Source organism: Nostoc sp. DSM 114167 (assembly GCF_052692655.1).
In genome coordinates this window covers 8,050,856-8,068,836 of sequence record NZ_CP195116.1, presented here as the reverse complement: position 1 = coordinate 8,068,836, position 17,981 = coordinate 8,050,856, and the positions used below count along the sequence as shown (strand labels likewise).

Annotated in this window: 14 protein-coding genes; 1 reads left to right on the top strand and 13 read right to left on the bottom strand. The window is 44.4% G+C overall.

What is annotated here, in order from left to right; all coding sequences use genetic code 11:
• Positions 1-32: 32 nt before the first annotated feature.
• From accD to leuB, 4 genes are all read right to left on the bottom strand, one after another.
• Entirely contained in the window at positions 33-983 is a 951-nt protein-coding gene (accD, locus tag NSTC731_RS33935) for an acetyl-CoA carboxylase, carboxyltransferase subunit beta (protein ID WP_445628797.1), read from the bottom strand.
• A gap of 653 nt (positions 984-1,636) precedes the next feature.
• Positions 1,637-2,464 (bottom strand): prepilin peptidase, encoded by an 828-nt coding sequence (locus tag NSTC731_RS33930; RefSeq protein ID WP_445628796.1) that lies wholly within the window; start codon positions 2,462-2,464, stop codon positions 1,637-1,639.
• Between the two features lie 385 nt (positions 2,465-2,849).
• Positions 2,850-3,110 carry a hypothetical protein gene (locus NSTC731_RS33925; RefSeq protein ID WP_094347451.1) on the bottom strand — a complete coding sequence of 87 codons (261 nt, stop codon included), beginning with the start codon at positions 3,108-3,110 and terminating at the stop codon, positions 2,850-2,852.
• A 90-nt stretch (positions 3,111-3,200) separates the two neighbouring features.
• The gene (leuB, locus tag NSTC731_RS33920; protein WP_445628795.1) at positions 3,201-4,289 is read right to left on the bottom strand and encodes a 3-isopropylmalate dehydrogenase; all 1,089 of its coding nucleotides are present in this window, start codon (positions 4,287-4,289) and stop codon (positions 3,201-3,203) included.
• 184 nt (positions 4,290-4,473) lie between these two features.
• Between leuB and NSTC731_RS33915 the strand changes: the two genes are divergently transcribed.
• Entirely contained in the window at positions 4,474-4,704 is a 231-nt protein-coding gene (locus NSTC731_RS33915) for a hypothetical protein (protein WP_445628794.1), read from the top strand.
• A gap of 182 nt (positions 4,705-4,886) precedes the next feature.
• Here the strand turns inward: NSTC731_RS33915 and NSTC731_RS33910 are convergent, their stop codons facing one another.
• From NSTC731_RS33910 to NSTC731_RS33870, 9 genes are all read right to left on the bottom strand, one after another.
• Entirely contained in the window at positions 4,887-7,637 is a 2,751-nt protein-coding gene (locus NSTC731_RS33910; protein ID WP_445628793.1) for a cation-translocating P-type ATPase, read from the bottom strand.
• A 94-nt stretch (positions 7,638-7,731) separates the two neighbouring features.
• Positions 7,732-8,274 (bottom strand): hypothetical protein, encoded by a 543-nt coding sequence (locus NSTC731_RS33905; RefSeq protein WP_445628792.1) that lies wholly within the window; start codon positions 8,272-8,274, stop codon positions 7,732-7,734.
• Positions 8,275-8,988: 714 nt separating this feature from the next.
• Positions 8,989-10,260, bottom strand: a complete 1,272-nt coding sequence (locus tag NSTC731_RS33900) for a CheR family methyltransferase (protein WP_445628791.1) — start codon at positions 10,258-10,260, stop codon at positions 8,989-8,991.
• 321 nt (positions 10,261-10,581) lie between these two features.
• Positions 10,582-14,820 carry an ATP-binding protein gene (locus NSTC731_RS33895; RefSeq protein ID WP_445628790.1) on the bottom strand — a complete coding sequence of 1,413 codons (4,239 nt, stop codon included), beginning with the start codon at positions 14,818-14,820 and terminating at the stop codon, positions 10,582-10,584.
• A gap of 55 nt (positions 14,821-14,875) precedes the next feature.
• Complete coding sequence (locus NSTC731_RS33890; protein ID WP_445628789.1) at positions 14,876-15,223, bottom strand: XisI protein; 348 nt, start codon at positions 15,221-15,223, stop codon at positions 14,876-14,878.
• On the bottom strand, positions 15,211-15,627 hold the full coding sequence (locus NSTC731_RS33885; protein WP_445628788.1) for a XisH family protein: 417 nt from the start codon (positions 15,625-15,627) through the stop codon (positions 15,211-15,213). The genes NSTC731_RS33890 and NSTC731_RS33885 overlap by 13 nt, the downstream gene beginning before the upstream one ends.
• Positions 15,628-15,635: 8 nt before the next feature.
• Complete coding sequence (locus NSTC731_RS33880) at positions 15,636-16,049, bottom strand: sensor histidine kinase (protein WP_445628787.1); 414 nt, start codon at positions 16,047-16,049, stop codon at positions 15,636-15,638.
• 198 nt (positions 16,050-16,247) lie between these two features.
• Complete coding sequence (locus NSTC731_RS33875; RefSeq protein ID WP_445628786.1) at positions 16,248-17,285, bottom strand: response regulator; 1,038 nt, start codon at positions 17,283-17,285, stop codon at positions 16,248-16,250.
• 213 nt (positions 17,286-17,498) lie between these two features.
• Entirely contained in the window at positions 17,499-17,924 is a 426-nt protein-coding gene (locus NSTC731_RS33870; protein ID WP_445628785.1) for a hypothetical protein, read from the bottom strand.
• Positions 17,925-17,981: the final 57 nt, after the last annotated feature.

Sequence of the window (17,981 nt, the reverse complement as noted above, 5' to 3'; positions counted from 1 at the left end):
TTAACTCATAACTCATAACTCATAACTTTTGACTATTCTGCGGCGGTAGAAGTCAAGGACATTGTTTCCCACAACACCATGTGAGGTGTTGTTAATACGGGCTGATGTAGAGCAATCAGCTGGGCTAGGGTGTTCTTTAATTGGGTACGGGGGACGATATCATCAACAAAACCATGCTGGAGCAAATCTTCAGCAGTCTGGAAATCTTCGGGTAGTTTTTCCCGCAGGGTTTGCTCAATCACTCGCCGACCAGCAAAACCAATGGTTGCCTTGGGTTCTGCCAAAATTATATCGCCCAACATTGCAAAACTAGCGGTAACGCCGCCCGTTGTCGGATTGGTCAAAACAGGAATATATAATAATCGGGCATCTTTATGGCGCTGTAAAGCTGCGGAGATTTTTGCCATTTGCATCAAAGAGAGCATACCTTCTTGCATTCTCGCGCCACCGGAGGTGCAGACGATAACTACAGGATAGCGTCGTTGAGTGGCTTGCTCAATCATCCGGGTGAGTCTTTCTCCCACAACCGAACCCATACTACCACCCATGAAGCGGAAGTCCATAACTCCAAGGGCAATGGGCAAACCATTGATTTGACCTAAACCAGTTTTAACTGCGTCTATTAAGCCAATTTTATCTTGTGTTTCCCGCAAGCGATCGCTGTAGGGTTTGCGATCGCGAAATTCTAGCGGGTCAGTTGGACGCAAATGCTCATCCAGAGGTTTCCAGGTATTATTATCTATCAATTGACGGATGCGCTCATCACTGTCTACCCGATTGTGATGACCACATTCGACACAAACCATCTGATTGGCTTTCAAGTCTTTTGTATATGCCAACACGCCACATTTAGAGCATTTATGCCACAAACCATCAGCAATTTCACGTTCTTGGCGTTCGAGGCTGGTAGGCCCTGACTTCCTTCGATTTGCAAACCAATCAAATAGAGACTTTAAACCACGTGATTCTTCGTTGTTAGCCATTTTTTATTTTATTTTAAGTGGGTATGAGGTCGAAAACATGTCAAACCGTATTGGTTGTGCTAAGTCATAAGTCATTTGTATTTACTAATGACTTATGAATACATCGTTAAACTACGTTTTTAAGCAATTCAGACCTTAATTTTCGTCTTTGGTTGCCAGCTTAACGAAAATACTTATACCAATACAAGTCTCTTGCTCTTTTTTTCAGCAGACTTAATTATATGGACGTAGTGACAAAACCATGAGAATACCAACCTCCAAATAAGATGCTCTCCCCCTCCCACCCTAATCAATTATTTGTATTGCTGGGTTTTGAACAATCAGCATCTGTTGCACTAGTTGTACTTGCCAACGGTTAATCGTCGTTAAGAGGGTAATACAAGTCACAAGCTGAATATTATCAAAATGTGAAAGGCAGATGGGGTAATGTTGGTTACAGTCACGAATTATAAATATTTCTTATGAAAGAGCATTAGGTATGGGTATAGGGCATTGGGTGTTGGGCATGGAGAAGAGACAAGGGAGACAAGGAAGAGGGGGAAGACAAGGGAGAGATTTGTTCAATAATTCCCTCTTGTCCCCCTTGTCCCCCTTGTCCCCCTCGTCCCCCTTGTCCCCCTCATCTTCCCTGCTCCCCTGCTCCCTACTTCAATTCAAGAGGCTGGAAAAAATAACCGCAGGTAGCTAGACAAAATGGCTTCGCCGCTAAACAGGGTAATCACAGATCCTAAAGCCAGAAAAGGCCCAAAAGGGATCTTTTGTCCTAATTTTTGTCGCGATCGCTGCATAATCAAAATACCGATGCCAATAAATGCTCCTAGCGCACAGGCAATAAAACTAGCCAAGAGCAAATATTTCCAGCCTAACCAGGCTCCCATCATGGATGCTAACTTGGGATCGCCTGTACCCATTGCTCTTTTACCAAAGGCAATTGAACTCAATAGGGCGATCGCTTCAAACAGCCATAAGCCTAATACTGCACCAACTATAGCGATCATAAGGTGATTTACCAATGCCACAAAACTACCCTCTGGTAGAAAACCAACTATCATTTGAAACAAAATTCCCACCACTAAACCCGACTTAATCAGTGGATTGGGTAGGGTCATTGTATCTAAGTCGATGAGTGATAGCGCCAATAACCAACTGCAAAAAGCCCAATAGCCTATTGTTAAAGTCGAAACTTGAAATACCAAAAAAATTAGTAAAAAAATTATGCCCGTTACCCCTTCTACCACAGGATAACGGACAGAAATTTTGCTTTTGCAATATCGACACCGCCCTTTTAAGGAAATCCAGCCGAACACTGGTACGTTGTCGTAAGCTTTTAGCTGGTTTAAGCATTTAGGACAACGAGAAGGCGGCCAAAGAATTGACAACCCAGCAGGTAGGCGATAAACAATAACATTCAAAAAACTACCAATAGATGCACCCAAAGCAAAGACCATTACACTCGCCGGGATGGCGAACAAAATGTCCATACAGTCATTTGTCCTTTGTCATTTGTCTTTTGTCATTTGTCATTTGTCCTTTGTCATTTGTCATTTGTCAATAACTAGTTACCAATGACCAATACATCTCTTGGAGAGGGTGCACTTCGACTCATTTCGGCTACGCGGTAATTGAGCGTAGTCGAAATTCAATGACCAACGCTCAGTGACCACGCCAACGACTACGCCCAACTCTTGGAGAGGCTGCGCCTTAAGCGTTCGCGTTGGCGAAGCCTCTCGAAGAGAAACGTCTCGAAGAGAAGCTATGCCGCAGGCTTTACGGCTACGCTCAGGACAAGCTCAGTACAAGTGACCAATGACCAATGACCAATGACCAATGACCAATGACCAATGACCAATGACCAATGACCAATGACTAATACATATGGGATTCAATTTGACTTAAGGGCACAAAACACTCTTGAGGTAAAAGAACTGGTTGGTTAGTAAAAATAACCTTGCCTCGATGAGTCACACGATTAATTGCTACACCGGAAGGTTGCCCAGCTATTTCGGGATGGACTTCACAGTGAGTATAGTATATCTGCCCAGCAGCTCTAATTACAGAGGGATCAATCAAAGGCGATTGGTTCTTTGGGGCGGTAAAATTTACTTGACCTTGTCGTAATGCGTACACTATCGACTGTTATTTGATTGCTAGATTTCCCTTTAGTCTACCCGAAACTTATAGCAAAGGTTGCCAAATTGCCCAAGTTGCTATATAAAATTATTTTTCTTCGATCGCTTTGATGAGTGAGTCTCCCATAGCGCGGCAACCAAGGAGATTTTTTCCTGGAGAAATTATATCGCCTGTGCGATCGCCTTGCTCTAAAACTTGCAGTACACCTTGTTCGATCCGATCTGCCGCTTCTGGTTGGTCTAAACCGTAACGTAACATCATCGCCACACTCAAAACTTGTGCTAGAGGATTTGCCTTATCCTGTCCAGCAATATCTGGGGCGGAACCATGAACTGGTTCATATACACCAGGGCCAGAAGCGCCCAAACTAGCTGAAGGTAACATCCCAATACTACCTGTGAGCATGGCAGCAGCATCAGAGAGAATATCGCCAAACAAGTTGCCTGTAACAATGGTGTCAAACTGCTTGGGAGCGCGTACCAACTGCATAGCAGCATTATCTACATATAAATGAGAGAGTTCGATATCTGGATATTCGGTAGAAAGTTGGGTGATGCGATCGCGCCACAACTGAGATACTTCTAATACGTTCGCTTTATCTACTGAACAAAGTTTTCCACCGCGTTTTCGGGCTGTTTCAAAGGCCACTCGCCCAATGCGTTCAATTTCTGATTCGGTGTAAACCATCGTATTTACACCACGTTTCTCACCGTTTTCTGTAGCAAAAATACCTTTGGGTTTACCAAAGTAAATCCCACCAGTGAGTTCGCGCACCACCATAATATCCACGCCTTCGACAATTTCGCGTTTCAAAGTTGAAGCGTCGATTAGCTGGGGCAAAATTTTCGCTGGGCGCAAATTGGCAAATAATTCCAAACCGGCACGTAACCCTAACAAACCTGTTTCTGGACGTAAATTGGATGGCAGAGAATCCCACTTATAACCACCAATCGCTGCAAGTAACACAGCATCACTGTTACGGCAAGCCTCTAGAGTGGCAGATGGTAGGGGTTCCCCGGTGGCATCAATTGCTGCACCACCGATGAGAACTTCTTGGAATTCAAACTTCAGATCGAATTGCTTCCCTACGACTTTCAGCACATCTACCGCCACTGCCATAATTTCAGGGCCAATGCCATCGCCGGGGAGTAGAGTAATGCGGTAGTTCTGAGTCATAGCTGGTTATTACTAGGTAAATGCTTTCAGATCAAATATCATACCTAGCAAAATGTACTGATGGAGTTTTTAATTTTAGGACTTACGCAAACTCTACGAACTCTTGGCGTCTTCTCTGCGAGACGCTACGCGTTGGCGAAAGCCTCTCGTAGAGAAGGTGGTTCGATAACTTGCAGCAGTTTTCATGTATTTGAACCACATCTGTGGTAAAGGCACAGCATTGCTCATTAGTGTCAACTTAACGCCAAACCCCTTGTCCATCCTTGTGCGTCGGGAATTGAAATTCCCGCCTCATAGCTCAAGTCATCTGAAGATGACTAAATATCGCCAAAATCTCCAGTTTCTCGTTGCTCTCGTTCCCATGCTCTGCATGGGAATGCCTGATTTAGAGGCTCTGCCTCCAGTCAGATATTGAGTCAGAGACTCAATGAATGCATTCCCAGTCGGAAACTGGGAACGAGGAACGAGGAAAGTCAAGGTTTTTAGGACTTGTGTGTACACCGTAGCTGGAGGTAAGCGGCGGGGGAAAAGGGAAAGAAAAAACCTTTAACCCAACCCCAGTAACCTTTTCCTCAAACCAAATTCTGAGTTCAAACCCTAGTTGAGCGGATCGAAACGCTGCAAGATCAGAGCGATGAACACTACTGGCAAACCTACACCCATACAAATGAGAGCTTGGATCAATGTTAAAGGTGTAGTGTTAAACACTTGATTCATCATGCTCCACTGACTAAACAGACATTGTAAAATCACCACAGCCACAATTCCGATCGCAGGTGCATAGGCTACAGGTGTGCGTTTACCTTGGAATCTCACGACTAGAGATGGTAAAAACTGGGTAATGCTTAACAAGTAAAAGACTTCTGCCGCCACCAATCCATTAATCGCCATCGTGCGAGCTAAGGCTTCATTGCCTGTAGTTTGAAGTATCCATTGAAACATCCCAAAAATTACTACCCAATTGAAGACGGAAATCGCGACGATCCGCTGGAGCAATCCACCCGATAAAAGTCTTTCTCTGGGGTTGCGCGGTGGTTGTTGCATCACCTGTCCAGATTTTGGCTCAAAGGCGAGGGGAGCAATTAATGCTATTGAACTGACCATGTTCAACCAGAGAATTTGGATTGGTAAGATGGGAAGCACGGTTGCTAGAAGAATAGCAATCAAAATCGTCATGGATTCGCCAACGTTGATCGGCAGCAAGAAGGCGATCGCTTTTCGTAAGTTGCGGTAAACACTACGTCCCTCTTCCACAGCAGCTTCGATTGAGGCGAAGTTATCGTCAGTTAGCAGCATATCCGCCGATTCTTTGGCAACCTCTGCCCCAGCTATGCCCATCGCTACACCAATATCTGCCTGTTTGAGCGCGGGAGCATCGTTGACACCATCTCCAGTCATGGCAATAATTTCACCCTGAGACTGCAATGCTTTTACCAGATGCAATTTTTGTTGTGGCGCAACTCGCGCAAATACCATACCTTCCTCAGCCGCTTGGGTGAATTCTTTTTCATCCATCTGAGTTAATTGCTGTCCGGTGAAAACTTGTGCTTCAGTCGAGCAAATTCCCATTTGACGGGCGATCGCAGCTGCTGTTAGTGCATGATCCCCTGTAATCATTTTCACCTGAATTCCAGCCGATTGACAGGCTTTGACTGCGGCGATCGCTTCTTCGCGCGGCGGATCGATAATGCCTTGAAGTCCCAGAAACACCAGTCCTCGATCGAGATCGTTGCGATCCAAGGATCGCTTAGTGGCAACTTCTTTGCTGGCAAAAGCTAGCACTCGTAACCCTTGGTTTGCCATACCAGCAACTTCTTCTTCCACTGTGGCAGGATTGAGACGAGCGAGTTGTCCTTGAGCATCGAGCAGGCGATCGCATCGTTGGAGAATTGCCTCTACAGAACCTTTGAGATAAATCACATTCAGCCGGCGTTTTACATCCAATTCATGCAAAGTCGCCATGTATTGGAATTGAGACTCAAAGGGAATGGTGTCTATTCTGGGTAATTCTTGCTCTAGATTGGCTTGCGTCATTCCCACTTTATTGGCAGCCGTAATCAATGCTCCCTCAGTTGGGGTTCCTACTAAATCCCACTGTCCATCTCCCCATTCGATGTGAGAATCATTGCAGAGCAATCCTGCTTCTAAGGATTCCCAAAGAGCAATATGTCCATCTGCATTGAAATCAACAGGCTGTCCATCGATTAGGATTTCACCGTCTGGCGCATAACCAATACCGCTAACGGTGTAATGTTGTCCACCTGCATAAATCTTTTGAACCGTCATCTGATTCTCAGTTAACGTCCCAGTTTTGTCAGAGCAGATAACGGTGGTACTTCCCAAGGTTTCCACAGCAGGTAGCTTGCGAATAATCGCCTTACGTCGTGCCATCCGGGAAACTCCGATCGCCAACGTGACGGTAACGATCGCAGGTAATCCTTCGGGAATCGCGCTGACTACCAAAGCCACACTCGCTTTAAAAACATCAATCCAAGATTCGCCTTGTCCTAATCCGACTGCAAATGTCAGAGCAGCCAAACCTAAAATCACATACAACAAGCTTTTGCTAAACTTGTCAATATTACGTGTTAACGGTGTTTTCAGATTTGTGCTGCTTTCAATTAACTGGGAGATGCGACCGGTTTCAGTGGCATCTGCGATCGCTACTACAATCCCTTCTGCCTGTCCAAAGGTGACGAAACTTCCGGCATACACCATATTGCTGCGTTCGGCTAACGGTGTCTCGACATCCAACAATTGAGTTACTTTCTCCACCGGAACGGATTCGCCTGTTAAGGCAGACTCGTCAACTTGCAAGCCACGCACACTTAATAGCCGCAGATCGGCGGGTACTTTATCCCCAGATGCCAACAGTACCAAATCACCTAGAACAAGTTCAGTCGAAGCCAAACGAGTTTTTTGACCATTGCGAATCACAGTTGCTTCGGTAGTGACAGCTTTGGATAAAGCAGCGATCGCACCTTCTGCTTTCGATTCTTGAATGTAGCCAATGATAACGTTTATCAGGGTGACACCAAAAATTACTCCTGCATCTAGCCAATCTTGCAGCAGCAGCGTTACTACTCCCGCCGTCAGCAAAATATATAGTAGTGGTTGATTAAATTGCTCTAGAAATCGCAGCCAAGGACTTTTTCCTCCTTTACTACTCAATTGATTTGCACCCATCTGCTGGTATCGGGTAGTAGCTTCTTCATGGCTCAAACCCGCTTCCGGATGGCTGGCTAACGTTTGCACAACCTTTTGTTCGCCCAGAGTATGCCATTCATAGTTGAGTAAATCTTCTGTTGTCTGAGTCAAAGTATTTGTAGCGATCGTATTTGCTGTCATCTGTATCTCCAAACTAATTCGTAATTAATACTCATCAGATTTAAGTAAAAATTTCTTTTTGAATCTGTACCTTTGATTTTTGAAATTGGTGTGATTACGAGAATCTTTTGCTAGGTTCGTAAACATGCCACTCTCGCACACCCCAGTAACTAAGAATCAATTCTGCTTGCAAAATTTCATCTGCTGTTCCCTCTACCTTCACCAAAAGTTCTTCTTGGAAGGTGGTTGGCTTACAGAGCGTAGCTTGCCTTTCGGGAGCAAACCAACCTTGATATGCACCATATACACTGCCCAAAATTGCACTTGCTCCACCTGCCAGCAATGTACCCAGCACAGATTCAACCGCTAATACTGGCCCAAAACCGGGAATAACTAATACGCCAAGTCCAACTGTTAGTGCCAGAAAGCCCCCGGCTGTTCCTCCTGTAATTGCGCCTGCTTTGGCACCTTGGCTCGGAGTTATGATATGTTTATCCGCATTAGCATCCCCATACAACTTTTCGTGTTTAGAGTCTAAAGGAAACACAGAAATTTGTTGCATAGGAAAGTCAATTGCTCTGAGTTCATTAAGCACCTGTGTTGCCGCTTGACGGGTAGAAATGATGCCTATTGCATATTTAACTGAATGTAAATTCATCACAATTTCTCCTATATAAATAATTAAGTGAAAAATGAAAAATTATTAATATCTAAATAGTATAAAGTTAGAGTTTTTAGCTTGATTTTGAGTCATATTAGGTTGCCGAACTGCTGCTTCTATTTCAGGATTACTGATAAATGTGAATGAAAAGTGAATAAATTGTTTATCTTACTTAATTTTCATTTTTGAATCACATTTATCACTTAAGCTAAAAGACAACACAGATGAATGAAGTAATTAGCACCTCTTGCAAAAATCCTTGAATTACCCCTCCCCAACCCTCACCTTGTGAAGCTACCTGACTTTTCACGTTATGTAGAAAAGTCCACGAAAAACTAACCCCCTTCCCGTGTTGGGAAGGAGAGAGAAATAGAAGAGAGGTTTTTCAGATACCGTGAAAAGTCAGGTGAAGCTACGGGGTATACACACGTCTGAAATAGTTGGAAATTTGGGTTTGAACGTGGTTTTACCCCACCCTAACCCTCCCCGTATGTATTGGGGAGGGAACAAGATTTATTATTTCCCCCCTTTATAAGGAGGGATTAAGGGGGGTAATTTGACTTGTGTATACACGGTAGCCAATATATCGGGGGGATTAAGGGGGGTATTAGAATTGGTATCAGCACTTTGCTATACCTTCGCCAAAATAAAAGTATGAAGATAGGGCTGATTATCAACCCATTTTGCCAAGCTTATTTCTGGAGAACGTATTTATCTGATTTTTACAGGCGTTAAATCCTTGCAATTTGGCGAAGGTGTTGCCATAAAAGTGAGATTTGCTCCAATTAGGCTACCACTCGGTTTTATTATTGGTGTAATGTGGATATCGAAATAACGAGTGCTGTGGCTAGTTGTCCACTCTATGTTCTTTTCACTTATCAAATAGCGATCGCGATTTAACCGCTTCATCAATTCTCTAAAATTTACAATTTGTCCTATTTCTAAATCTTGCATTTGCACACCTAGATCGTCATTTTTGAGACCAAATAAGGTATAAGCTTGCTCGTTAGCCAGAATTAGGCAAGCACGAGCGTCGACTGCAAGTAAGGCAAATAGGCTGTTTTGGAAAGCAGCTTGCCAGAAGTGGATAATTTCAAAAACTGGAGAGTCGGGTACTTTCTTTTTGGCAGACTCAGGTCGAATCTGCAAGTATTTTTGCAAACTGAGATTCTCTGCTTTAGTAAAAATCGAATGCTTCATACTAACGGGGATGAAGATTTGTTTGTCGTTAGTCAAGTTTTTTGTTTTTTCTAAAAAAAGAAAACCATTATTGTTCAAGGCAAAATGAAAGCGAAGTAGAATAGTTGCGTAAGTTTTTGCGTCGAAGTACTTTAGGATGTTGCGGCACACAAGCAGGTCAATTTTAGATATGGGCGCATTCTTAACTAAGTCATGGCGACCAAAAATGATTGACCTACGCAGTTCGGAGCAAAAAACATGAATCGACCCAATTTGCTTACAGTACTCAGACAAAAATTTACAGGGAATGTCTGCTAGCTCCGAGTCACTATAACTACCTTGTCGCCCCTGTTTGAGCGCGTCTTCTTCTATATCCGTGGCAAAAATTTGCACTCGTTCCAAATATTGCTCCATACCCAGAGCTTTTGCTAGCAACATACTCACTGCATAAGCTTCTTGTCCAAAAGCACAGCCAGCAACCCAAACTCGAATTCTTTCGTCTGGATGCTTGCTCTTAATAATTTGGGGAATAATTTTGTTAGCTAAATAATCCCAAGAATCGCGCTTAGAAAACAATTCGGTGGAATTCTTTAAAATGGTGTTAATTAAAACATTAAGTTCTTCTGGTTGATCTTGTAAGTATTGTAAGTATTTACTATATTTCTCAATTTTTAATTGCTGCATCCGGTCTTGTAACTGAGCTATTAAATTCAGCTGGTTATAATCTGGAAGATTATAAGCATAATTTTGCTGAAGGTAATCTAATAAAGTCTCTAACTCTTGCTGGCAAATTGATTTATTCATGTTATTATTTTTTTGTGTTGCTAAATAATTACTGAAGCACTGAAGTTAATGTAAAAAGGCATCGTTAGCCGTACTCAGTGAAATCTGTCAAAATAATGTATTATTAATGTTAAATATAAATAATACCAAGTTGCCAAAGTTAGTATTGTTTAGTATCTAAGCGCTGCTGGACTAGCTTTCAAGCAAATAATACTATCTATCACAACTTGGTATTATTTGATTAATATTTTTAAATTTTAAATAATTAGTATTTCTTCTGAAGCTAGAAAGGAATCATTTATTATACAACAAACTTGAAGTACTAAAAAACTGCCTTAAGGCTTAAATGCTATTACCACTCAACGGTAAGTTGACAATAAAAGTTGCACCCTGCCCGACTGCTGCACTTTGGGCGTAGATAGTACCACCGTGGAGTTCTACGAGGTTACGTGCGATCGCCAGTCCTAACCCTAGTCCTTTTTTTGTGCCTTTTGCTTGACGAAATGCGTCAAAAATGTGTGGTAGAAACTCAGAATCTATGCCGCAGCCAGTGTCACTTAATATAATCTGGGCTTGATTTTCATGAGTTTGCAGACTAATTTCAATTTTTCCCCCAGTAGGAGTAAATTTGACAGCATTAGTCAGTAAATTTAAGACAATTTGTTGTAAACGGTGTGGATCGCCTTGAACTGTTACTGGTAAAGGAGCAAGCGTGCACTTTAAGTGAATATCTTTGGTTTGGTAAGATTGATGCACTGTAGCGATCGCCATTTCAATCACTTCTTGCAGTTCAACTGGCTCTGGATTGAGGTTAATTTTACCCGCAGTGATACGCGAGATATCGAGCAAATCTTGAACGAGTTTAGTTTGGAGAGTAGCATTGCGTTCTATCGCTTCCAGGGATTTCGTTAACATGGCAAGACTTGGCTGGCTGCTACGGAGTAAGCGAGTCCAACCAAGAATAGCGACTAGGGGGGTATTGAGTTCGTGAGAAACTTCTGCTAAAAACTTATCCTTCATCCGGTTAATTGTTTTCTCTTGGTGGAGTGCAAGCGATCGCAACTGTGCCATTTGGAGATGAGCTAAAACACGGGTGACAAGTTCGGTGGCCGAGAAGGGTTTAATTAAGTAATCGTCAGCCCCAGCTTGAAGCCCTTCAATTACAGACTCTTCTCTTGCACGGGCAGACAGCAGGATGATGGGTACTTCTTTTGTCCGGGCGTCGGCACGCAATGCTTTCAATAACTCAAAGCCGTCCACCTGTGGCATCATCACATCAGAAAGAACCAAAGAAGGTACTCGTTCGGTAACAATTGCCAGTGCAGCTGCCCCATCCGCAACGGCTTCAACTTCAACATCGCGATCGCTTAATATCCGCTTGAGGTAATCGCGCATATCGGCGTTGTCATCGACAATCAGGACATAGGTTGAGGGAGGTGGGGAAGAAGTTTTAGTTTCTGGGTTCGCCGAAATGATTTCTGAGTTCGCCGAAATGATTTCTGAGTTCGCCGAAATGATTTCTGAGTTCGCCGAAATGGTTTCTGAGTTCGCCGAAATGGTTTCTGGGTTCGCCGAAATGGTTTCTGGGTTCGCCGAAATGGTTTCTGAGTTCGCCGAAATGGTTTCTGGGTTCGCCGAAATGGTTTCTGGGTTCGCCGAAATGATTTCTGGGTTCGCCGAAATGGTTTCTGGGTTCGCCGAAATGGTTTTTGCAGCTGCTTCCCCTACTTCTGTTGTATCGCTATCTTGCAACAACCAGCGCTCTGCCTCTTGAACATAAGGGGCTGCACCTAATGCAGTTGATGTCAGGGTGCGTGTTGCTATGATACGATCGCGAAGCGTCTCCGAAGGAGATTCGCCTACGTCAAATCGTAGGCGACGTGCGCTATTGCGCCCCGCTGACGCTCCTAACGTCGCTACCGCTTCGCTAACGCTAACGCTTGGCAGGTGTGCTGTCCCTAATGGAATTGTGACGGTAAAGCAACTTCCTTGTCCTACAGTGCTGCTCACATCTATAGTTCCGCCATGCATCTCGATCAATTCCTGCACCAAAGCTAGACCAATACCAGACCCTTCATGAGTTCTGGCTTTTGTACTTCGCACTTGATAAAATCTCTCAAACAGATGAGGCAGTTCTTCCGGCTCAATCCCGGTGCCTGTATCTTCTACCTTTAGCGTTACACGATCGCCATCAGCAAGATGCAGTCTGACGGCGATTTCGCCTTCTAGGGTAAACTTAAAGGCGTTGGAGAGCAAGTTAAGCACAATTTTCTCCCACATTTGGCGGTCTACGTATACAGGCTCGGCTAAAGGTGGGCAATCGACCACTAGCCGCAAAGAAGCCCTTTCAATGGCGGAACGAAACACTGAGGCTAACTCAGTGGTGAACGTTGCCAAGTCGGTCGGTTCATAAACTGCTTCCATGCGTCCGGCTTCGATGCGAGAGAAGTCGAGCAGGGTATTAACTAGTTTCAGCAGCCTCACGGCGTTTCGCTGGGCAAGTTCTAAACGGAGGCTTTGTTCTTGAGGCAGGGGATGAGTGCGATCGCTTAAAGCATCTTGCAAAGGAGCCAGCAACAGCGTTATAGGCGTGCGGAATTCATGGCTCACATTGCTGAAGAAAGCTGTTTTGGCACGATCGAGGTCTGCCAGAGCCTCGGCGCGTTGGCGTTCTTGTTGACGGGCAGCTTGTTCCTGAATCAGGCGAATTCGATCGGCTTCTGCCTGTTTGCGATCGGTAATGTTGTTGAATACGACGACAATGTGGTGTTTATCTTCGTTGATGCGCGACACCAAAATCTCGAACCAGTAATCTACACTGTCGATGTAGTGTTCAAACCGGGTTGATTCGCCTGTTTGAGCTACCGTACCAAAGGTTTGCAGCCAGTTCTGATTCAACGGTTGATTCAGTTGAGTGGCGTTTTTACCTGCGACATCGCGCAGTCCAGTCAGGGACTCGAACGCTGGGTTGACCTGCAAAATTTTCCAGTCGATCGCTCTTTCATCGTCGTCATACAGCAGTTCGCAGAGGGCGTAACCTTCAGCGATCGAATTGAACAGCAGCCGATATTTTTCTTCTGATTGGCGCAACCCGATTTCGGCGCGGGCGCGTTCGACGGCTGCCCAGGTGCGATCGGCGGTTTCTGTTGCCAGTTCTACTTCCATATCTGTCCAGTCTCTGGGCGTGCTTTGAACCAGACAAAAGATGCCTACCGACTTGCCGTTTTTAATCACGGGCACATTGACATAGGAAATCACCTGCAACTGTATGCAAAGCTGCCTAACATCTTCGTCCACCGTATCGGTCGTATGCACATCCCGAACAATAAAAGGACGACCTCTATCCACCACAGCTTGCAAGATGGCAAAGTTCGAGAGCGGATACACACCGACAACGGTCGGCAAATCTCCACGGACGGTATCGCGTCGAATGATGGCATTGCCATCCTCGATTTCGCAGTAGTAGCACCTGTCCGCTCCAAAGTAATTCATGGCGGTTCGGGTTACTGTTTGCTGAATGTCAACTGGATCGGCAAGCGATCGCAGCGCATCGCTGAGTTTCAGCAGGAAGAACTGCCGCTCCTCGCTCTTGCGTAACAACTCCTCGGCAAGCTTGCGCTCAGTAATATCATAGGAAACGGCAAGCACTGCATAAACTTCACCGTCAACAGAACGCAACGGCGTTCCGCGCGAGATGAATGAGCGATTGTGTGCGTCATATTCGTGTTCAAACGACTCACCAGCTAGCCCCCGACGGTAAAACACCTCGTAAGTTGCTGCTAATTCGAGCGGCAGTACCTCGAAAATCGTTTTTCCGACAAAATCTTCGCTTTTGAATCCAGCAGCAGACAACGCTTCGCCTTCAGCCAGCAAGTAGCGCAACTCGCGATCGACGACAAAGGCAGCTCCACCCGGCAGATTCTCAATCAAAGCGCGCGCTCGTTCTTGTGCCTGTTTGCGCTGCACAATTTCAGCTTCTAAGGCAGCGTTGGCAGCTAGCAGTTCCTTTGTTTGTCGTTGATTCAAAAGCAGGGTAGCCGCAGTAAAGTTTGCTAAACTCATCATCACCCGCACGTCTTCACTGTCAAAGTGTCGCTGTTCATCGTGCGATATAATCCAGATTGTGCCGAGTGCTTTGTTGTCAGCAATCAGAGGCAACACCAACCCTTCAACGAAAGGGGTTTTAGCTTCCTGAAAGTACGTGAAATAGCGTTCCGGATAAGAATAAAGCACAGGTGTACCGCGATCGAGGCAAGTTCCACAGGGGCTAAAGTTGCGAGGGATAGTGCCGCCTACGTACTGTTTTAACGCTCCTGCCAACACATTCCAGCGAAAGACTTCTTCACCACTTGGCAATACTTCAAGTAAACTGACCCCTGTACTTTGGGCATTGCACAATTCTAGTGCCATGTCAACTAGACTCTGGAGCATCGTCTCCGGCTGATTTACCAACTGCCGCGCCAACGTATGCAATGCTTGATTTTCCGAAGCTAAGTTTGCCGGACGAGGGTTTCGCCGGGACAACTCTTGGGTGATGACAATATCCTCTAGGGTGACTGTTTCTGTTTGAGGTCGTTGCATCGCTTTTACTAGTTAATTGGGTGCGATCGCACAGAAATAGGCTGATTGTAATTCATTATTTTAAGGCTTGCTGACTGCCATCTGTGTATAAAGCAGCAGCAAGACGTTCTCTCACGCTGGGCGATCGAAATCCTAAAACAATATCTTGGGGTGCAACGCCGCGTCCAATCAGTTCTCGATCGATAAAAATTTCAGTACTGTTGTGCTGAATCCAAACTTTACCTTCAATCAGGTCTAGCTGCATTGCACAACCGTAGATGCGGTATTCGCCGCGCCAACCATTATGCATGACCAGATAGCGATTGCGCTCAGTATCAAAAATCAACTGGGCTTCTGGATCGTCAGCAGCAAAATTCTCTAAGAAATCACGCACGATTTGGCGATATTGGTTTACTCGATCCATTGTTCAATCACCTCTTGATTGGAATTGTAAATAATCAAGCGAACTTCATAGCGGTCTATGACCGTTTTGGCTGGCTCAAAACGCAAAAAGGTTTGATGAACATCGCTTGGAACTGCCAAATAAAGAATGCGGTCTGGTTCTTCTGAAACTTCTAAGGCAATGCGATAGTTTAGAAATTGTCCAAGGGCAGTATGAAATTCGGAGATTGCTGAACTTGACACAAAGCTTTTGACTTCTACTGCAATTTTACGTCCTGCTTTTTGGGCAGCGATCGCTTCTTCTGCGGCGAGGTCAATGTAGATATCAGCAATCCCATAGCGCAGGCGATAGGGATCGTGGGTAATTGTCCAGCCGTCTTTTTGCAGTGCCAGCTTCACAGTATCGTGAAAAATGTCTTTTGCCATCTCAACTGTTAAATTAATGGCAATTTGATGGTAAACGTTGCACCTCGTCCTTCCCCTTCACTGGCTGCCTCAATTGTACCGCCGTGTAGCTCTACGAGTTGACGTGCGATCGCTAGCCCCAATCCCAGTCCTCCTGGCGAATGTCTGCTAGGAACCTCTGCTTGCGTAAAGCGATCGAAAACGTCAGGCAGAAACTCGGCACTAATTCCCACACCTGTATCTTTGATTTGAATCGTAGCTAGAGAATCAATAGTATCAATATCAAGCCGAACTTCTACTATTCCTTCCTTGAATGTAAATTTAATCGCATTGGCAAGTAATTCTCTGATAATTTGCTGCAAGCGATCGCGATCGCCTAAAACGGTGTCACATTCTTCGGAAGTTGCTTGCAAAGTTCTGACAATTTTCGCTATCGCCTGCAAATACATCCAAAGCGAGAGCGGCTTTCTTATTTTCGATTAAGCTGTCCATAATTACTCAGATAATCTACTAAAGTTCTCAATTCTTCAGCTAAGAGAATTTTAGAATGTTACCGAATTGATATATGATGATTCAGGTTTTACAGAAAAACCAAAATTCTTTCTTTCCTTGCCCCCCTGCCCCCTGCCCCCTGCCCTGGTTCACGCTCGTCCAGCAAGCTGTGCCACCATTGCTATTAACTCCCTTGGTTGAGCAAGTTTATGCAAGTGCGATTGAAAACCTGCTTTTATTGCTTTTGCTCGGTCTTCTGCAAGATAAGCAGTCAAGGCAGCAGTGGGAATTTGCCATCCCTTCTCTATTTCTAGTGCTTTAATTTTGCGAATCAAAGCATAGCCATCCTCATCAGGCATTCTGATATCGCTAATTATGACATCAGGACGCGATCGCTCTAATTCCAAAAGCGCCTCAGTTACAGATGCAACTGCTGTCACCATCACCCCATATTGCTTTAGCACTGCTGCAATTAACTCGCGGGCATCAGCTTCATCATCTATAAACAGTACGTGTAAGCCATTAAGCTGATGGGGCGTTTCCACAGGTTCGCTAAAAATAGGTTGCTGACTTGCTGCAAATTGCGATCGCTGTATATGCTTGTACTTGGTAATATCATGCAAGCATATCTGTAGTAAACTCTGTGTCCCAAAAGCTTCTCGGATAGGCTTGACTAAAAGTAAAGCATCAAAAGCTTGAGCGTTCCGCGGACAGATAGATACTTCCCATTCTTGCACAGACTTTACATTCAACGATTGGTTGAGTTTGGTACGAAAGAATGGACGCTCTTCCCTAGAAACGAAATTAGTTAATGATTTGCCAACTAAGAAACTGGGCAACATATTTAATAATGCAGCAGCAGCATAGTTGATTTCTTGAATTTTTCCTTGGCTATCTATTAGCAAATAAGCATTAGGTGCAAATTTAAACAAATTATGATAAAGCTTGCGTTCTGTTATTATCTTTTCATTTTGTTGTAGCAGTTGTTCCTCAATGATTTCCATTGCTTCTAAACTAGCCTGCATTTCTTCTTTGAGTAGCTCTAGATTGCTGAGAGAAATGTCAAGAGCTTCTAACTCTGCAATCACCTGTTGCTGCTGCATTGGTGTCTCTTTAATGTATTTATACAGTGTCTCTATCTGATCTCTAATATTTTGAAACTCAAATAGCAACTCATCTCTGTTCATAATTAACTTGCTTGTTTACAATACCTTAGCCAAAATAAAAGGATGAAGTAGAGAGGTCTACTGTAGTAGAGTAATTGTCTTCCCAGACAACTCAAAAACTACCGATCAGCCCGTGCCCGACATCTTATCACTACTAGAGTGTCTGTTACCGCAGATAAATCCTACAACGATTTGACTTTTGCCTTGCGGTACTAGCCTGAAATCGGATCGATGTTATTGTGCAATTTCATAGCGCACTAATTTTCTAATATCCTGACGGGGTAGACCTAATTCTTGGGCAATTGTCGCTTCTATTTGGTTGAATTCTATTGTTTGAAGTTCTAATTCCAATCGCTTCAAGATGGGATCTGCTGTTTCCACTTCAACCTGGGTAATTCTCTTAGTTCGGTCAACGGCGGCGTTAATGAGTAACACATTGACTGATATCTGTGCTTCGAGTTGAGTATCTGACTGAAGTTTATTTTCTGTGGAATAGGGCCGGCTTAACTCTTGAGCAGCGAGGAAATTACAGCCAAGCCAAAACACAACCGCTACTAGTGGTAGAGGCAACCAAAACTCTAATCCCAGCCCTTGCAGCCAACGTTTACTAATACGCCACACCAATACACCTGCTTTTGATTTTGCTAGCTCACACTTCATCTATATCTTAATGGGGTAGACAATTCTCTGAAATCTGACTGATGAAAGACGTTGAGA